General features: G+C 62.4%; 18 protein-coding genes. 8 read left to right on the forward strand and 10 right to left on the reverse strand.

From position 1 onward, the window contains the following. Positions 1-98: 98 nt before the first annotated feature. A complete protein-coding gene (locus MUU55_RS02890) occupies positions 99-1,559 on the reverse strand; it encodes a cobyric acid synthase (RefSeq protein ID WP_244759254.1) in 1,461 nt (486 codons plus the stop codon). A gap of 245 nt (positions 1,560-1,804) precedes the next feature. Between MUU55_RS02890 and MUU55_RS02895 the strand changes: the two genes are divergently transcribed. The 4 genes from MUU55_RS02895 to MUU55_RS02910 all read left to right on the forward strand — a co-directional run bounded on the left by MUU55_RS02895 (position 1,805) and on the right by MUU55_RS02910 (position 5,907). After that, entirely contained in the window at positions 1,805-1,948 is a 144-nt protein-coding gene (locus MUU55_RS02895) for a hypothetical protein (protein ID WP_117366370.1), read from the forward strand. A gap of 772 nt (positions 1,949-2,720) precedes the next feature. Further along, the gene (locus MUU55_RS02900) at positions 2,721-3,719 is read left to right on the forward strand and encodes an ABC transporter substrate-binding protein (RefSeq protein WP_244759255.1); all 999 of its coding nucleotides are present in this window, start codon (positions 2,721-2,723) and stop codon (positions 3,717-3,719) included. Positions 3,720-3,959: 240 nt separating this feature from the next. Continuing rightward, on the forward strand, positions 3,960-4,871 hold the full coding sequence (locus MUU55_RS02905; protein WP_244759256.1) for an ABC transporter permease: 912 nt from the start codon (positions 3,960-3,962) through the stop codon (positions 4,869-4,871). Beyond that, positions 4,864-5,907, forward strand: a complete 1,044-nt coding sequence (locus MUU55_RS02910; protein ID WP_244759257.1) for a quaternary amine ABC transporter ATP-binding protein — start codon at positions 4,864-4,866, stop codon at positions 5,905-5,907. Before MUU55_RS02905 ends, MUU55_RS02910 begins: the two co-directional genes overlap by 8 nt. 63 nt (positions 5,908-5,970) lie before the next feature. On the opposite strand, the gene MUU55_RS02915 is transcribed toward MUU55_RS02910, so the two are convergent. Further along, complete coding sequence (locus MUU55_RS02915; RefSeq protein WP_244759258.1) at positions 5,971-6,603, reverse strand: LysE family translocator; 633 nt, start codon at positions 6,601-6,603, stop codon at positions 5,971-5,973. Positions 6,604-6,765: 162 nt separating this feature from the next. Here MUU55_RS02915 and bmt point away from each other — a divergent pair, with 162 nt between their 5' ends. Next, positions 6,766-7,782 (forward strand): betaine--homocysteine S-methyltransferase, encoded by a 1,017-nt coding sequence (bmt, locus tag MUU55_RS02920; protein WP_244759259.1) that lies wholly within the window; start codon positions 6,766-6,768, stop codon positions 7,780-7,782. 157 nt (positions 7,783-7,939) lie between these two features. Continuing rightward, the gene (locus tag MUU55_RS02925; RefSeq protein ID WP_244759260.1) at positions 7,940-8,263 is read left to right on the forward strand and encodes a DUF1330 domain-containing protein; all 324 of its coding nucleotides are present in this window, start codon (positions 7,940-7,942) and stop codon (positions 8,261-8,263) included. 45 nt (positions 8,264-8,308) lie between these two features. Here MUU55_RS02925 and MUU55_RS02930 read toward each other — a convergent pair whose 3' ends face one another. Continuing rightward, positions 8,309-9,442: an aminotransferase class I/II-fold pyridoxal phosphate-dependent enzyme gene (locus MUU55_RS02930; RefSeq protein ID WP_244759261.1), complete on the reverse strand. Its 1,134-nt coding sequence runs from the start codon at positions 9,440-9,442 to the stop codon at positions 8,309-8,311. Next, positions 9,439-10,086 carry a helix-turn-helix transcriptional regulator gene (locus tag MUU55_RS02935; protein ID WP_244759262.1) on the reverse strand — a complete coding sequence of 216 codons (648 nt, stop codon included), beginning with the start codon at positions 10,084-10,086 and terminating at the stop codon, positions 9,439-9,441. The genes MUU55_RS02930 and MUU55_RS02935 overlap by 4 nt, the downstream gene beginning before the upstream one ends. A 128-nt stretch (positions 10,087-10,214) precedes the next feature. Here MUU55_RS02935 and MUU55_RS02940 point away from each other — a divergent pair, with 128 nt between their 5' ends. Further along, the gene (locus MUU55_RS02940) at positions 10,215-10,562 is read left to right on the forward strand and encodes a hypothetical protein (protein WP_425314126.1); all 348 of its coding nucleotides are present in this window, start codon (positions 10,215-10,217) and stop codon (positions 10,560-10,562) included. On the opposite strand, the gene MUU55_RS02945 is transcribed toward MUU55_RS02940, so the two are convergent. Next, the gene (locus MUU55_RS02945; RefSeq protein WP_244759264.1) at positions 10,547-11,431 is read right to left on the reverse strand and encodes a LysR family transcriptional regulator; all 885 of its coding nucleotides are present in this window, start codon (positions 11,429-11,431) and stop codon (positions 10,547-10,549) included. The genes MUU55_RS02940 and MUU55_RS02945 overlap by 16 nt on opposite strands. A 97-nt stretch (positions 11,432-11,528) precedes the next feature. Here MUU55_RS02945 and MUU55_RS02950 point away from each other — a divergent pair, with 97 nt between their 5' ends. Further along, the gene (locus MUU55_RS02950; RefSeq protein WP_244759265.1) at positions 11,529-11,810 is read left to right on the forward strand and encodes a hypothetical protein; all 282 of its coding nucleotides are present in this window, start codon (positions 11,529-11,531) and stop codon (positions 11,808-11,810) included. A 5-nt stretch (positions 11,811-11,815) separates the two neighbouring features. Here the strand turns inward: MUU55_RS02950 and MUU55_RS02955 are convergent, their stop codons facing one another. From MUU55_RS02955 to MUU55_RS02975, 5 genes are all read right to left on the reverse strand, one after another. Then, positions 11,816-13,858: a vWA domain-containing protein gene (locus tag MUU55_RS02955; protein WP_244759266.1), complete on the reverse strand. Its 2,043-nt coding sequence runs from the start codon at positions 13,856-13,858 to the stop codon at positions 11,816-11,818. A 14-nt stretch (positions 13,859-13,872) separates the two neighbouring features. After that, positions 13,873-14,394, reverse strand: a complete 522-nt coding sequence (locus MUU55_RS02960; RefSeq protein ID WP_244759267.1) for an RNA polymerase sigma factor — start codon at positions 14,392-14,394, stop codon at positions 13,873-13,875. A 79-nt stretch (positions 14,395-14,473) separates the two neighbouring features. Beyond that, a complete protein-coding gene (locus tag MUU55_RS02965) occupies positions 14,474-15,166 on the reverse strand; it encodes a phosphodiester glycosidase family protein (RefSeq protein ID WP_244759268.1) in 693 nt (230 codons plus the stop codon). A 108-nt stretch (positions 15,167-15,274) separates the two neighbouring features. After that, entirely contained in the window at positions 15,275-15,967 is a 693-nt protein-coding gene (locus MUU55_RS02970) for a 4Fe-4S dicluster domain-containing protein (RefSeq protein ID WP_244759269.1), read from the reverse strand. Between the two features lie 107 nt (positions 15,968-16,074). Further along, positions 16,075-17,658 (reverse strand): trimethylamine methyltransferase family protein, encoded by a 1,584-nt coding sequence (locus tag MUU55_RS02975; protein WP_244759270.1) that lies wholly within the window; start codon positions 17,656-17,658, stop codon positions 16,075-16,077. Positions 17,659-18,025 lie beyond the last annotated feature (367 nt).

An 18,025-nucleotide genomic window follows, 5' to 3' on the forward strand; every position in this document is an offset into this window, starting at 1 on the left:
ATTTCCACAAGTCCTCGCATCGAATTCTGGCACAACTTTGGTGTGGCAAAGCGGCTGCGAAGAACCTGATGGCTGTACGTTTGAGACGATGGATTTAATCAGGCGGGGTGCAGCAGACTGTCGAGCCAGGCAGAATCGAGAACCGATTCCAGTTCCGCCGCAACGCCATCGAGCGCCGCATCGACGCTCGCGCGATAGTCGAAGCCACCGCCCGCGATGCCGAAATCGGCGAGAAGCCGGGCGCGATAAGCATCGCTGGACAGAAGCCCGTGCAAATAGGTGCCCATCACCCGACCATCGGCCGAAACAGCGCCATCCGGTCGCCCGTCGATGCTGACCGAAGGACGAAGCGTATCCGGACCGGTGGTACGGCCGAGGTGGATCTCGTACCCTTCCAGCGGCACTTCGTATTGCACGGAACGGGCCATGCTGTTGCGCACGGTCTTTTCCGGCGCCATCTCCGTTTCGATCGCCAGCAGCCCCAACCCCTCGACGTCGCGTTCGCTGCCCTCGATGCCGAGCGGGTCGGTGACGCGCTGGCCGAGCATCTGGTAGCCACCGCAGATGCCGATGACGCGGCCGCCGCGGCGCATATGGAGATGAATATCCCTGTCCCAGCCGGCGGCACGGAAGTCGCGGAGGTCGGCAATGGTGGATTTCGAGCCGGGCAGCACGACGAGCCCGGCATCGGCCGGCAGCCGCTCGCCCGGCCGCACGAAGACCAGATCGACCTGCGGCTCGGCCTTGAGCGGATCGAGATCATCGAAATTGGCAATACGCGGCAGGACGGGCACGGCCACCTTCAGCGCCCCTTCCCCACCCTTGGCGAGCCGCTCCAGCACGACGGAATCCTCCGCCGGCAGATGGGCCGCCTGCTTCAACCAGGGCACGACGCCGAAACAGGGCCAGCCGGTGAAGCGGGCGATCTCGGAAATGCCGCTGTCGAACAGCGTGACGTCGCCGCGGAACTTGTTGATGAGATAGCCGGTGACCATGCGCCGGTCTTCCTCCGGCAGGATGGCATGGGTGCCGACCAGCGAGGCGATGACGCCGCCGCGATCGATATCGCCGACCAGAACGACCGGCACATTCGCCCGTGTCGCAAAGCCCATATTGGCGATATCGCCGGCGCGCAGGTTGATTTCCGCCGGCGAGCCCGCCCCCTCCACGACGACGAGATCCGCACCTTCACTGACGATCCCGAAACTCTCCATGACCGCGCCCATCAGCTTCGGCTTCAGCGCCTGATAGTCGCGCCCCTTGGCCTGGCCGAACACATTGCCCTGCAGGATGATCTGACTGCCGACATCCGATTGCGGCTTCAGGAGCACCGGGTTCATGTGCACGGAGGACGGTACGCGGGCGGCAAGCGATTGCAGCCACTGCGCCCGGCCGATCTCGCCGCCATCGGCTGAAACAGCGGCATTGTTGGACATGTTCTGCGGCTTGAAGGGACGCACCTTCAGCCCGCGGTTGGCGGCGATGCGGCAGAGCCCTGCCACCAATACCGTTTTTCCGACATCCGAGCCGGTGCCCTGAAGCATGATCGTTCTCACCATGACGCCCTCCTAGCATCCGGCTCCGCCGCCGAAAAGCCCTGATTTACCGCAATCTTGCCGCAATTTACGGCCGCAACCCGATGTATTTCCGCAACAGGTCGCCATGCAAAATCCGCAGGGCTGATCTGCTGTTCATTCTGCGACATTTTGCGCCGTGAACGATCGTGACTTTTGGCCCGTCCGCGCCTATATCAACGTCATCAGACAGCCGAGGCGCGTGGCTTCGGATTTTTAGGACAAAGATCATGCTGTTCATCTTCAGCAAGCCGAACTTCGTACAGATCGCCTGGAACGGCGTCGCCCCCAAGAGCCAGTCCCGCGTGCGCAACGTCGTCATGGACGCGCCGTTCGGTCCGCTCGGCTTCATCCGCACGCGCAACGTCGGCTGATCCTTCGAGCGCGACGTCAGGTCCGCTCGCATACGACGTCGCCTCTCTCCGGGAGGCGGCGTTTTTCTTTGTCCGCCTTACGGAAAGGACGCCCTGAAATGGCGAAAGCCGCGCATCCCTTTCGGTGATGCACGGCTTGCCAAAATACGCATGGCGGCTTTCGACAAATACGCGTCGAAGCCCAGTCACCCCGGTACGCAATACCTTTCCGGAGCGGGCGGCGGTGTCCCCCGCCGTGATCAAACCAATAGCGGCACATCCTTACCGGACCGTTATCGGGACCTTAAGCAAAGATGAATCGCGACTTTTTTTGAAAAATTCCGAAATATTTTTTGGGATGGCAAAGCGGCGCAGACAAGACAGGATATGTCCGCGATCAACGACCATCCCGCACTACCCGCTAAAGCACCCCTCGAACATTTGCCCGAATGCGGGCAAACGCCCAAAATCTCCGCCGTCCGCCGGCCGGATTTCCAGCGCCTCGACGGGCCCGAAGGCCTATCCGCGCCACCAGACGGCGTGCAGGAGGTTGATTTCTCAATGAGAACCCTTAGGCTACCCCTGTAGCGCACGATAAGACGTCTCCGGTGACAGGGTTCCGCCGGTGAACAAAAAACAGGGATCGGCGCTTTAACAGCAGGGGGATTGGCTCGCCTCACTGGCATCGAACCTCCATGGCTGTCGCTAGACTTTCGGGCAGACGGGACAACGCAGTAGCCTGCGCTGCCTTCCGGGTTGATTGCTGCATCCAAGACTGGGAGGTCTTAACCTAATGAAGAAGCTCCTTGCTTCCACCATCCTCGCCGCCGGCCTCTATGGCTTTGCCGGATCTGCTCAGGCGGCAGAATGCGGTGAAGTTTCCATGGCCGAAATGAACTGGGCGTCGGCCGGCGTCGCCGCACATGTCGACAAGCTCATTCTCGAAAACGGCTACGGCTGCACCGTGACGCTCGTCACCGGCGACACCATGCCGACCTTCACCTCGATGAACGAGAAGGGTGAGCCCGATGTTGCGCCCGAAATGTGGGTGAACGCCGTGCGCACGCCGCTCGACGCAGCCATCGCCGAGGGCCGCCTTATCCAGCTCGCTCCCCTCCTCTCGGAAGGCGGCGTGGAAGGCTGGTGGATCCCAAAATTCCTCGCCGACGCACATCCCGACATCAAGACGGTGCAGGACGCGCTCAAGCATCCGGAACTGTTCCCGGCACCGGAAGATCCGTCCAAGGGCGCCGTGCACAATTGCCCGTCGGGCTGGAACTGCCAGGTCTCGACCGACAACCTCTATCGCGCGCTCGATGCCGATAAGGACGGCTTCACGCTCGTCGATACGGGCTCGGCTGCCGGCCTCGACGGCTCGATTGCCAACGCCTTCGAAAAGAAGTCCGGCTGGCTCGGCTACTACTGGGCGCCGACCGCCATCCTCGGCAAGTACGAGATGACCAAGCTCTCTTTCGGCGTCGATCACGACAAGGCCGACTGGGATGCTTGCACCGCCGTGCCGGACTGCGCAAACCCGAAGGTCAACTCCTATCCGACTTCCGACGTCTTCACCGTCGTGACCAAAGCCTTCTCCGAAAAGGCCGGCGTTGCCATGGACTATATGAAGACCCGCCAGTGGGATAACGGCACGGTCGGCAAGGTTCTCGCCTGGATGGACGCAAACCAGGGCACAAACGAGGATGCTGCGAAGTACTTCCTCGAAACCTATCCCGACATGTGGACCAAGTGGGTTGCCCCCGAGGTCGCCGAGAAGGTCAAGGCCGCTCTCTAAGACGGATCGCCGGCAGCCCTTCCCGGCTGCCGGCCTCTTCCGCGACCTGAACAAGCGCACCGCGCATCAAGAAACCGCAGAGGTCGCAAACAGCACAGTATCATGCAGTGGTTCGTGTCATGACGAACTGCAAGCCGGGAACCAGAACAAGAATATCCCTGTGCGCACCGTCTCGTTCGCAGTTGCAGCAAAATTACATTGCGTTGCGAGACAATAACTTCCGGTAGAGAGGGGACAAGAATGGCAGGTCTATGCGAATCGTTGCCAAACTTTCTTTGTAAATTTCCGGCCTTCAGTGACGTCAGCATCCGTGCAGTCCGAAAAAGTGTCGACGATGGCTTCAAGGCCCTCGTTCGAAGCTATGTCAATGCCATCGATGCGATGGTGCAGCCGCTGCAATGGTTTCTGAACTATCTAGAGCGGCTTTTCGTCAGCTCGCCCTGGCCGATCATCCTTCTGATCATGCTGGCGATCGTCTATTTCGGCAGTCGCAATATCAAGATCACCATCGGCACCGCCATCTCGATGCTTGCCATCGGCTTGCTGGGCCTTTGGAACGACACGATGGTGACGCTCGCCATGGTGACGGTCTGTACGTTCATCGCCATCCTGGTGGGCATCCCGATCGGCATCCTCATGGCCCGGTCCGACCGGGTGCAGGGCGTCATCAACCCGATCCTCGACGTGATGCAGACGATGCCGAGCTTCGTCTATCTCATCCCCGTCGTCATGATCTTCGGCATCGGCAAGGTGCCGGGCCTCATCGCAGTCGTCATCTATGCCGTTCCGCCGATGATCCGCCTGACCAATCTCGGCATCCGGCTCGTCGACAAGGAAGTTCTGGAGGCGGCCGACGCCTTTGGTTCTTCAGGGTGGCAGAAGCTCAAGAACGTTCAGATGCCGCTGGCGCTGCCCACCATCATGGCCGGCATCAACCAGACCATCATGATGTCGCTCGCCATGGTCGTCGTCGCCTCCATGGTCGGCGTCGGCGGTCTCGGCAAGAACGTGCTTCAGGCCATCAACAACCAGTTCTTCACGGTCGGGTTCCTCAACGGGTTCGCGCTCGTGGCCATCGCCATCATTTTCGACCGCACAAGCCAGGCTTATGGCAAGCGGCTGCAGAAGCATTCGGAGGTAATTCATGGTTAGTCATGCAATCGAGGTCCGCAATCTCTACAAGATCTTCGGACCCCGTGGCGGCGACTATGTCGATGCCGTGAAGAACGGTCTCGGCAAGGCCGAACTGAACCAGAAATACGGCCATGTTCTCGGCCTGCGCGACATCAACATCTCCATGCCCGCCGGCGGCATCATGGTGGTGATGGGCCTTTCTGGCTCCGGCAAATCGACGCTGATCCGCCACATCAACCGGCTGATCGACCCGACGGCTGGCGAAGTGCTCTATGACGGTGTCGACGTCTGCAAGATGAGCGAGAACGACCTTCGCGAATTCCGTCGCCACAAGACGGCGATGGTGTTCCAGAAGTTCGCGCTGCTGCCGCATCGCACCGTTCTCGAAAACACCGTCTACGGCCTGGAGATCCAGGGCGTGGGACAGGCGGAACGCGAGAAGCGGGCAACCCAGTGGATTGCCCGCGTCGGCCTTTCCGGCTTCGAGAACCACTATCCGAACCAGCTGTCGGGTGGCATGCAGCAGCGTGTGGGCCTTGCCCGCGCGCTCACCAACGATGCCGACATCTTGCTGATGGACGAAGCCTATTCGGCGCTCGACCCGCTCATCCGCGTCGACATGCAGACCGTGCTTCTCGATCTCCAGAAGGAGTTGAAGAAGACCGTTGTCTTCATCACGCACGATCTCGACGAGGCGCTTCGCCTCGGCGACAAGATTGCCATCCTGCGCGACGGCATGGTCGTGCAGCAGGGCACCGGCCAGGAAATCGTGCTCAATCCGGCGGACGAGTACATCACGGCCTTCGTGAAGGAAGTGAACCGCGGCCGCGTGGTGAATGTCGAGACGATCATGGCGCCGCTGTCGGGCAATCCCGAGGGTATGCCGATCGTCAAGGGCACGGTGCTGGAAGTGGCCGCCCGCGCCATGACATCAGCCAACCAGACGCTCGCCCATGTGGTGGACGAGAACAACCGTCCGGTTGGTGCGATCAGCCTCAGCGCGATCATCTCTTCGATGGTGACGCCGACGAGCCACGAGGCAAAGGCGGCCTGAGCCTGACGTAACCGATGGCAAACGATATCCCGCCGCAAGCGATCTGCGGCGGGATTTTTGTGTCTAGCTACGGGAACCGAGCGCCAGCCGGCATGCCAATCCGGTAAAGACGGTCGCGAGGAGATATTGCGGCAACCGCGGGAAACGACGCATGGAGGAGAGCCGGTTGCGCAGCTGGCTTCCCAGAACGATCACCAAGCCGTTTACCGCCAGGCCGATGCCGTTCAGGATCGTGGCTAAAACGATCATCTGCAGTGGCAACGCTGCGCCTGCCGGATCGACGAACTGGGGAAACAGTGCCAGCACGAACAGAGCCATCTTCGGATTGAGCAGGTTGGTGGCAAGCCCTTCGAAAAAGATTCGCCGCCCCGAGAGCCGCTTCAGCGTGGGCGATGGGGAGAAGGCAGCGCCTTCCGACCGTATCGTCTTGTAGGCAAGATAGAGGAGGTAGAGGCAACCGGCCCAGCGGACGATCTCATAGGCAACGGGAACGGTGAGAAAGAGCTGCGACAGGCCGAGGCCGGCGGCGATGGCATGGCAATAGGTGCCGGCGGCGATGCCGGCATAGGTCAGGAAACCGGCGGATCGGCCCTGACTGACGCTGCGCGATGCGATCAGTAGCATATCCGGTCCGGGCGTCGCGGTCAGAACCAGCGACGCTGCGGCAAAGAGCATGAATGTGGAAAAATCCGGCATGAGAACGTCCTTTTGGATTAGAGCCGGAATTCCGGTGTAGCAGCATCGCAGCCGCGCGCAACCATCGCGTTGCCGGAAACGCCACTTTCTTTTACCGGCAAGGTATCGTTGCAATCACATAAAGAAATCTTTATATGATGCAGCAAACAGAAGGATCGCCCCATGACCGCCACGAACCCGCTTGCCGCCCTGCTTGCCGAAAAGCCCTTCCTGCTCGCCGATGGTGCAACGGGCACCTCGCTCTTCGCGATGGGTCTCGAAGCCGGTGAAGCGCCGGAACTGTGGAACGAGGCGAAGCCGGAAAACATCACGAAACTGCACCAGGACTTCGTCGATGCCGGTGCCGACATCATCCTGACCAACACCTTCGGCGGCACGCGCCATCGCCTGAAGCTGCACCATGCCCAGGATCGCGTCTTCGCGCTCAACAAGACGGCCGCCGAGATCGCCCGCGCCGTTGCCGACAAGGCTGACCGCACAGTCATCGTCGCCGGCTCCGTCGGCCCGACGGGCGAACTGCTCGTGCCACTCGGCGCGCTGACCTATGACGACGCCGTCGCCGCCTTCGTCGAGCAGATCGAAGGCCTCAAGGCCGGCGGCGCCGATGTCGCCTGGGTCGAGACCATGTCCTCGCCCGAGGAAATCCGCGCCGCTGCGGAGGGAGCCACCAAGGTCGGCATGCCCTTCGTCTATACCGGCTCCTTCGACACGGCCGGCAAGACCATGATGGGTCTGCATCCGCGCGACATCCACGGCGTTGCCGGCGATATCGGCGCGGGCCCGCTCGCCGTCGGCGCCAATTGCGGCGTCGGTGCGTCCGACATCCTGTCCTCGCTGCTCGACATGACCGGCGCCGATCCGGCCGCGACCGTCGTCGTCAAGGGCAATTGCGGCATCCCGGAATTCCGCGGCTCGGAAATCTACTATTCCGGCACGCCGCCGCTGATGGCCGAATATGCCCGCCTCGCCCGCGATGCCGGCGCGCGCATCATCGGCGGCTGCTGCGGCACCTCCTGCGAGCACCTCGCCGCCATGCGCGTGGCGCTCGATGCACATGAACCGCGCGAACGCCCGACGCTTGAAGCTATCGTCGAAAAGATCGGCCCGCTGCGCAACAAGACTGCCGACGAAAGCGCGGCTACTCCCGGCCGCGAACGCGGCGGCCGCCGCCGCAGCTAGGACTTACCTCTTCCGATCAAAGAAAGCAGCCGCCCCGGCCTTCACCGCGGGCGGCTTTTTCGTAAGCGTAGCTATCGCCATTACCTGCAAGGTAATCGATCTGCCGCACGGCACCACCTAGGGTCCTCTCACCCAAACAGCTTCACAGGAGAGCCCGATGACCACCTACGCAATCGCCCACCTACGCAACGTCGCCTTCGGCCCGGAGATCATCGCTTATCTCGAAGGCATCGACGCCACTATGGCGCCCTACGGCGGAGCCTTCGTACTGCATGGCGACGGCAACAAGCAGGTGCTGGAGGGCACCTTTGCCGGCGACATCATCATGCTGTCCTTTCCGGACCGCAAGGCGGCGGAAGACTGGTACGCATCGCCCGCCTATCAGGCCATCCTGCCATTGCGCAGCCGCAACTCCGATGGCGATGTCTTGCTGATCGACGGCGTCGAGGACGGCCATAAAGCCACGGACATTCTGGGCTAGTCACCCGGAAAAGACATCGCAGGCAAGCCCGCGAGGCCTTTGCCATCAGGTCTGCGACAGGAACTCCCTCCAAGCCGTCAAGCCCGCCTCGATGTTCTTGCGCCCGACACCGACACGGAAACGATCCGCCGGCACGGGCAGGAGATCGGAGAGGAAGAGGCTGGAGGGGAGAAGCAGAACCCCCTTTTCCTCCACCAGCCGGCGGCAATGCTCTTCCACGCCGTCCTTGCCGAGATAGCGCGTGAAGGCGACACAGCCGCCATCGGGTGCGACCCATTCATAGAGATCGGGGTAGTCGGCGAAGAAGGCGCCGATCTTGGCGATATTATCAGCGCAGAGCGAACGATTGTGCGCGAAAATCGTCTCGCGCGCCTTGATGGCGATGCCCGCCAGCACCTCGGAGGGACGCGCGTTGCAGATGGAGAGATAGTGCTTCATCTTTTCCATGCGCTCGAGCAAGGCGTGATCCCGGCAGGCGATCCAGCCGATGCGCAGGCCGGGCAGGCCGTAGGCCTTGGACATGACATTGAGCGAAATGCCCTTTTCGAAGAGATCGGCCGCCTGCGGCAGGCGCTTGGCGGCATCGATCTCCAGCCCGCGATAGACTTCATCGGAGAAGAGATGGATGCTGCGCTCGGCGCAGAGCGTAACGAGATCCCGGAAAATCGCCTGATCGGCGATCGTGCCGGTGGGATTGTTCGGGAAATTGACGGCGATGAGCCTGGTTTCCGGGCGGAGAGCCGCGCGCACATCATCGAGATCGAGCTGCCAGCGGTTTTCCGGCCGAAGCGCGATACCGGTCACTTTACCCGCGATGGTAACCGGCATCGTCTCCATCGACTGATAGTTCGGCACCGTGACGATGGCGTGATCGCCGGGACCGAGCAGAGCGAGCATGGCGCAATAAAGCCCCTCCTCCGCCCCTGCGAAAGTGAGGATATCCGCGCCCGAAAGCGTGTCATAGGTCGAGGCGATCGTCTCGCGCAAAGCCGGCGCGCCCCAGGTCTCGGTATAGCCGAGCGACACGCGCTCCCAGGTCTCGCGATCCTCGGGGCCGGCAAGCGCCAGGAGATCCGACATCGTCATGGTCTCGGCATCACTTGCCGTCATGTGGTGGCGCGCCTTGAACTCCCAGCGCGAAAAATGGGTTTCGAGGCGGAAATCCGGCAGCGTGGTCATGGCGTCGTATCCTCTTGGCTCTGGCGCCGGGCATCGGCGAGATAGTTGTAGATCGAGGCGCGCGAAGCGCCGATGAGGCCGGCGAGATGATCGACGGCGTTGCGGGTCTGGAAGAGGCCCCGCTCGTCGAGCACCGCCACGAGCGCGACGCGGTCGCCCTTCTTGAGGGTAGCGAGCGCAAGTCCGCGGCTGCGCAGCCAGTCGTGCAGCGCCGTGTTGATTTCTTCGCGCCAATCGCCGGCAAAGAGCGATGGCGGGCGGGGTGCGGCCGTGCCGGTAAAGGCGGAGAGAAGCTTCGCAGCAGCTTCGAAATGCGAGATGTCCATATTGATGCACAGCAGACCGAGTGCCTGCCCGTAATCGTCTTTCAGCACGGCAGTCACGGATTTCAGACGCCGGCCGTCTTCACCGGTCTTCTCATAGGGACCATAGACACCGCCCGCGCCGACTCCGGCCAGCTCTTCCCCGACAAGGGATTCCATTTCGGGCTTGCGGCCGGAAAAGGCATTCCAGATTCCGGCTATCAGCCCGGTTTCGAGATCGTGCAGCACGACCTCGGCATGGGGATAGAGCAAAGTAGAGATGGCCGCGGCGGTCGCGGCGTGCTGACGCAGCAGCAGATCGGCATTTGATGAATCGAACATTCGGACAAACAATCCAAAATTGGATTATTTGTCAATATTGGATTTTTAGTCCAAACACTTTTTGCCTGCTTGCGGGAGCTTTTGCGCCGTCCTATCCAAGGCAAGGTCGATTCCGAAGGGGGATGAACATGAGCGCGGATCTTGCAGCCTTTCCGGACCGGGAGACCGTTGCCGACAAGCTTGCCGCTCTTGGCGAGAGCGAGCAGGCATATCTGCGCCTTCTCATGGAGAATGCCCAGCAGGACGAAAACCTGCTGGAAGGCCTCCACCTCTGCCTGAACCGCGCAGCGGGCGCCCCCTTTCTGAATTCGCTGAAACTGGAAAAACTCGGCCAATGGTTGGGCCAAACCGCTCCCAAGCGGCTGCAAATGCGCCTGACGGAAACCGCACGCTCCAGCCAGCACGCTGCCTATGCCGCCTTCCGCGCCGGCCTCACCCGCTCAGGCGGCCTCGAAAAGGCCTATCCGAAAGCCTGATCCGCGCCTGTCGCAAGCGGCCCGAAGGACTTGCGGATCAGGTCCGCCATACCGTCGATTGCCGGCCCGCTGCGCCGGGGATTGCGTTTCAGCACAACGCGCGAGGAATCCACCACCGGAAATCCGTCGGCAGGCGTCAGCTCTCGGGCGCCCGGCGGAATGTTGCTGCGGGCAAGCGGTGCGATGGCGAGCCCGCTTGCCACGGCCGACCGCAGGCCGCTGCTCGTGTCGCTGGTGTAGGACACCCGATACGGGATCGCATGACGCTCCAGCGAACGCTGGGCGAATTCCCGGCACCAGACCGAACGCCGATAGAAGGCGACGGGCACCGGGCGCTCCAGATGCAGATTATGCGCGACGGACGCCACCCAGACCGTCGGGTCGATCGCCAGAAGCTCGCCGGAAATGCCGCCATCCCATTCGAAGATGACGGCCAGATCGAGCTCGTCCGCCTCCAGCGCTTCCATCTGCTGGCCCGTGTAGCCACAAAACACCGTCACCTCCGCACCTGGATGGGCCTCCGCGAAGCCAGCCAGCGCGTTGGGTAGGACGGTCTGATTGTATTCCTCGGGTATGCCTACCCGCACCGGCCCGTCCAGCGGTAAGGTGCGCATCGCCGCCGTCGTCTCGTCGACCAGCCCGACGATGCGCTTGGCATAGGGCAGCAACCGCTGCCCCTCCATCGTCAGCCCGACCCCGCGCGGACCGCGTTCGAAAAGTTTCACGCCGATGGAATCCTCCAGCTTGCGCACCTGCATGCTGATCGCCGATTGCGTGCGCGCGAGCTTGTCGGCCGCGTGCGTGACATTGCCCGCCTGGGCGACGGCGACGAAAATCCTGAGTAGATCGCTTTCGAGAGGTGGGTACATGGCGCCATCGATTTTTCTGATGTCAGCCATCATCGCTATTCGTTTGTGAAATGTCTATGGCTTTGCTTGGCTCTGTGCAGAAGGAAAGGCGCAGAGCATGGGTATTTTCGAGACATTACGGTCGATCTGGAAGCATCATCGCCAGAAGCGGATAGAGCGGGAAGCTTTGCGTTTGCTCGTCGCGCGCGGCGACCGGCGATTGCTGCGCGATGCGGGCCTCGATCTGGTGAAGGGTAGCCGGTTGGGCTGCGAGCCTCTGCCACAAACGAAAGAGAGGCGCTGGACAGCGCCCCTCATCCGTCTGCCGTCCCCTGCCGCTCGCAGACGGAGCGAGAAGGATAGCGCGGTGGCCTCCTCAAGCAATCGGCCCGCCGCGTAGCCGCCTCACTTTCCGCCGGAAAGGCCCTGTGCCAGTTGCACCAGCTTCACGAACTCCGCCCGGTAGCCGAAGGGATCATTGCCCTTGGCGGCTTCGGCGAGGCCGAGGATCGAGCCGTAGGCATAGTCCTGCAGGGCGGAAACGCCCTTCAGCTTCTGCCCGAAGGCTGCGACCGCAACCGAGAAGCGGATATCGGCTGAGGCGGCGTTCACGTCTGCAACGGCATTGGCATCCGTTACCGGCATCGTCACGAGCTCGCTCTTGTCGCCATCCGGCTTCTTCCAGCGCATCTTCAGGAAGGCGAGTTCGCCATTGCCGGCGGCCTGCGTCGTCGCGGCATCCGCCTTGCCGTAGCGCAGGGGATCGTTCAGCACGGCGGGGCTGCCCTTCGGCGTCACCTCGTAGATCGCGGTCACCCGGTGGCCGGAACCGATATCGCCGGCATCGACCTTGTCGTTGTTGAAATCCTCGCGGTTGAGAATACGGGTCTCGTAGCCGATCAGGCGATATTCGGCGACGCGCTCCGGATTGAACTCGATCTGGAATTTCACATCTTTGGCGATGGGGAAGAGCGAGGATCCCGCCTCCTCCACCAATGTCTTCTGCGCCTCGGCGAGCGTATCGATATAGGCAGCCGTGCCGTTGCCGTTCTGCGCCAGCGTCTGCATCATGCCGTCATTATAGTTGCCGCGGCCGAAACCGAGCACCGAGAGGAAAATGCCGCTCTTGCGGCGCTCCTCGATGATGCGCTTCAGGTCCTCGTCGCTCGCCGGGCCGACATTGAAGTCGCCGTCCGTCGCCAGCATGACGCGGTTGACGCCATCCTTCTTGAAGGCCTTTTCCGCCAGCTTGTAGGCCGCCTCGATGCCCTGGGCGCCCGCGGTCGAACCGCCGGGCTGGAGATTGTCGATGGCGTCGAGGATCTTCTGGCGATCCTTGGCAGCCGTCGGTTCCAGCACCACGCCGGCATCGCCGGCATAGGTGACGATCGACACCGTATCCGTCTCCTTCAGCTTGCCGACGAGCAGGCGGAAGGCGCTTTTCAGGAGCGGCAGCTTGTCGTCCTCGTCCATCGAGCCGGAAACGTCGATCAGGAAGACGAGGTTGGCGGAAGGCTGCTCCGTCGCCACGGTCTCGAAACCCTTGATGCCGACATGCAGCAGCTCGGTGTCCTTGTTCCAGGGTGTCGGCATGACGGTGACGGTAGCGTTGAATGGCTTTTCCGCCGTGTCCGGCCCCTTCCAGTCATAGGGGAAGTAGTTGACCAGTTCCTCGACACGCACCGAATCCGGCTCAGGCAGACTTCCACCAAGGAGTTCGCGGCGCATATAGGAATAGGAGGCCGTGTCGACATCCGCCGAGAAGGTCGAGACCGGATCGGTGGCGACGCTCTGGACCGGATTCGGATCAGCAGAGGCGAAGCGCTCGCGGTTCTCTTCCGGCATCGGCATGGCGATGGAATCGGCCACGGCCGAGGGCTGCGTCACCGTCCGGCTGAGCGCCTGCATATTGGCGGCCCCGCCGACGGCAAGCGATTCCGGCATGGACTCAGCCATTTCCTCGTCACGGCTTTCGGCAAGCGGTGCGGGTTCTGCGGCAAGCGTCGTCGTCTCCTGTGCCGCATCAGCAGCGATCTTGCCGTCAACTTCGGTTTCAGCTGTCGTCGGCGCCTCTGCCTTGGCCTTTTTCGCCTCGGTTTTGCGAGCGCGCTGGTCCTGGTCAACAGGTTTTGCGGCAATCTCAGTCTCGGTCGTCAGCGGCACCGTGCCGTTGCGCACCATTTCATAGCTGACAAGGCCTGCGACGGGCACGACGAGCAGAGTAGCCAGGGCCGAGCCGGCCAGAAATTTGCGGTTCATGATGGGGCTCCATATCCGGTTGAAGATGGAGGTTTGACGCCCGCCCTTGATCGATCCTTGGGGTGCATCGGCATTTTTTTCCGCATCGTCGAAAGCCTGCATGGCGGCGGCGAGGGCTGCCGTGCGCGCCGAGGCATTAGAGGCCGGGGGCGTGCGGCGGGCGAGTTTTTCGAGGTCAAGATCGGTCATATCAGGTCCTTCCGTCACGCGGCGGCATCGCGCAAAAGCACCTTCAGGCGCTTGCGGGCTTCGTGCACATGCCAGGAAATCGTCGTTTCGGCGCAACCGAGCACATCGGCCGCAGCGGCGTGGCTCAGGCCTTCACCGTAGATCAGCAGTACCGCATCGCGCTGCTTGTCCGGCAGCTGCCGCACGGCCTGCCACAGCTCTTCGCTGCCCTCTTCCGCCGGACCACCGTGCAGCACCGCCTGCTCACGCAGATAGGCCGCATCGCGCCATTCGGCGCGGCGGCGCTTGCGCATCTGGTCGCGCGCAGCATTCAGCGTCACCGTATAGAGCCATGTACTGAGCCGGCTCGCGCCCTTGAAGCCCCTGATAGCGTTGGCGAGGCGTATGCACACCTCCTGCGCCACGTCCTCGGCATCCTGCCGGTCGCCGCACCATCGCCAGGCGACGGCATGAATGAAATCATAGCGGCTTTCGATCAGGGCGGCGAAGGCCTGCCTGTCTCCCAAAGCCGCCTTTTCGACAAGTTCTGTTTCCACGGGTCCATCCCGATTGCGTGCACTATCCCTTCAGACGTGCGTCACAGGGCGATCCTTGGGTGGTCCCGCGAAAAAAATCTCACCAGGGCAGATTTTTTACGACGGCGATGATGGTGCCCATCACTGCGTCGCGGTCATGCCGCCGGATTTCCGGGGCGTAAAGGCTGGAAATGCTGCCATCGAGGAACAGCGCATTTTTGCTCTGAAGCCGATCCCGGAACAGCGTTGCGAAATCGTGGAAGCGCACCGGATCATTGGAAATCGCAAACGCGACGCGTCCATCCGGCAGGATGCCGACGCCGTTGCGGATTTGCAGGCTCGTCGCATCGGGCAGGAAACGCGCATGGACCTGCCCGTCGATCACCAGCATCGGACCGGACTGCGTCGCCTCGCGCGGCGAAAGACCGGCCTTTGCCAAGGCTTCCGTCTCCATCACGCCAGCCTTGCCGTCGCCCACCCAGAACACGCCGTTCGGCTTCATGAAGAAATTGCCGAAGGCATTGGTCTGGTTGAGTTTGCCGGTCTCCCGGCCCTGCTCGACCAGCAACCCGACCGGGCCGTAACCCGGATGATACATGCCGCCGTTCATGGCGAAGCTCATGTGCTGGCCGTTGCGCAGCAGATGCGTGTTGAGCTGATCGTAGGTCGCCCCCCGCGTCTCCAGCGTCTTGGTACCGAAGAGACGGATCGTATCCTTGGCGGGGTCGAAGGTGCAGACGGTATAGCGGCCGGAGAGGTGCTCGGTCTCGGTGCAATGGGGCGGTTCAGCCATGGCAAGGTTCCGAAGGGCAAGGGTGAAAGACAGGACGGAGAGGAACAGGAGCGCGCGCATGTCTCTTGGCTCAAGGGGCAATGCGGCGAATTTAGCGACGGGCCGCGATCAAAGCGACAGCGCCGCCATGTGGAAGCGAAGCTGCGCGGCATTGTAGCGGACGTCACTGCCAACCGGACAGGCCGCACGGGCGAGGCAACCGCCAATCATGCAGCCGCCCTGCCCCTGCGGCGTGCGCAAATGTGAACGACAGGCGGGCACATCGAATATGTCCGGCCGCACCGCGCTGGCGGGACAGGTCGTGAGACAGGGCCTGTCCGGACAGTTATCACAGGGATGCGCGCTATGGGCCGCTGGCTCGTCGACGATCGGTTCCTCAAAGCCGAGAGCGCCACGGTAGCCGTGCCAGAGACCATAGACGGGGTGGATGAGGATGCCGAGCGGCGAGGCTTTCAAGCCCTCGGCGCGCATGGCCCATTGCTGGAAGGGCTGCCAGGGCGGATCGGAGGGAAACCACGCCGTTGCATCGGCCACGGCGGCGATGGGGCGGATGACGGCCTTCGACCAGGTGTCGAGCGGATCGCTGCCGCCACCGCCCGGCTCAATGTCCCGCCAGCGGGAAAAGGCTGGCCACAGGGAACTGCCGATATTGCCGATGAGGGCAACGCTCCTTGCCGAACCGCCGCCCGCTAGATGCGGGGCCGCCTCGCCTTCCGCGAAGTTCACAAAGCCGCGCAAAAAAAGACCGTGCGGCTGAAGAGCCGCACGGATCGTTTCGAGATCGGCAGGACGCGGCCTCACTTGGTCACGTCCCCTTTGAGTTCATAGTGGGGACGCCAGACTTCCTTCTGGATCATGTCCGCCACCCGCGTTGCTCCGCCTTGCTCCCTGGCGCGATCGGGACCCTTTCAGGTGAAGGCGTCCGGCATCGAGTCCTTGCGCTCCTTGATATAGGCGAGCAGGGCATCGTCGATGGCCGGATCGAGATAAGGCGCCTCGTAGTTTTCCAGCCAGGTGCGGCAAAGCGCATTGGCACGGTCTTCGATGCGCTTCTGTCCCTCGATTTCCCACTGCTCGAACGAGTTGTTGTCGGCGAGCGGCGAGCGGTAGAAGGCCGTCTGGAAGTTGGCCTGAGTGTGGGCGCAGCCGAGATAGTGGCTGCCCGGACCGACTTCACGGATGGCATCGAGTGCCTGCGCATTTTCCGAGAGGTCGATGCCCTCGGCGAACTTCTGCTGCATGCCGAGCTGGTCCTGGTCGATCATGAACTTCTCGTAGGAGGCAACGAGGCCGCCTTCGAGCCAGCCTGCTGCGTGCAGCACGAAGTTCGTACCGGCGAGCAGCGTCATGTTCAGCGTGTTGGCCGATTCATGGGCGGCCTGCGCATCCGGGATCTTCGAGCCGCAGAGCGAACCGCCGGTACGGAACGGAATGCCAAGGCGGCGGGCAAGCTGGGCGGCACCGTAGGAAACGAGCGACGGCTCCGGCGAACCGAAGGTCGGCGCGCCAGACTGCATGGAGATCGAGGCGGCAAACGTACCGAACAGCACCGGCGCACCCTTGCGGATGAGCTGGGTGAAGGAAGCGCCGGCGAGAACTTCGGCGAGGATCTGCGTCAGCGTACCAGCGACCGTGACCGGGCTCATGGCGCCCGACAGAATGAACGGCGAGACGACGCAGGCCTGATTATGGCGGGCATAGACCTTCAGCGCGCCCACCATGGTCTCGTCGAAGACCATCGGCGAGTTGGCATTGATGAGGTTCATCATGACGGTGTTGTTTTCGACGAACTCGTCGCCGAACACGAGCTTGGCCATGGCAATCGAGTCTTCCGCGCGTTCCGGCGCGGTGACCGAGCCCATGAACGGCTTGTCGGAATATTTGAGGTGCGTATAGACCATGTCCAGGTGACGCTTGTTCACCGGAACGTCGACCGGCTCGCAGACCGTGCCGCCGGACGAATGCATGGACGGCGCCATATAGGCGAGCTTCACGAAATTGCGGAAATCCTCGATCGTCGCGTAGCGGCGGTTGCCTTCCAGGTCGCGCACGAAGGGCGGGCCGTAAACCGGCACGAAGACGGTGGCCTTGCCGCCGATATGCACGCTGCGCTCGGGATTGCGGGCATGCCAGGTGAAGTTCGACGGGGCTGTCTTCAGCAATTCGCGGCAGAGACCCTTGGGGAAGTGCACGCGCTCGCCGCGCACATCGGCGCCGGCTTCGCGCCAGAGTTGGAGCGCTTCGGCATCGTCGCGGAATTCGATACCGATTTCCTCGAGCACGCGGTCGGCATTGTTTTCGATGAGCTGCAGGCCCTCTTCGTCGAGGACCTCATATTCCTTGATCTTGCGGGTGATGTAGGGCAGCGACGGACCCGGACCGCCGCCGGTGCGCGATGCGCGCCGTGCAGCGGCACCCCGACCCTCGCGCGAACGGCGACCACCGCCTTCACCGGCGCCCTCGCCTGCCACCTGCTGAATATCGTCGCTCATGATCCGTCTTTCCTTGTTATTCCGGTGCCGGAAAGCACCTTATAGCTTTTGTTCCAGCGCCCGAACCGCGCCTCTTTTTCTATGCTAGCAAGCCGCGAAAGCGGGGCGGGTCTCAATGCGCCAAGCGATGGCGCACGCTGGATACCGATCCGACGAAGACTATAGCGGGATTGCGACGGACATCGTAGCGGCATTCACTTGTTTGCACTGTCAATTCACGGCTTTACGGGCTATGCATGAAAGAAGCGGAAGGCGGGTCGCTTTTCGCCATATGCGACGTCGCTTTCAAAATCAGGTTCGCGCAAGAGGAAGGCTATTCCTTGTGATGAGAGCCTGCCGCCGCAGCGCCACTGGAGACGAGGAACCA

The organism is Shinella curvata, from assembly GCF_022899935.1.
Classification (GTDB): domain Bacteria; phylum Pseudomonadota; class Alphaproteobacteria; order Rhizobiales; family Rhizobiaceae; genus Shinella; species Shinella curvata.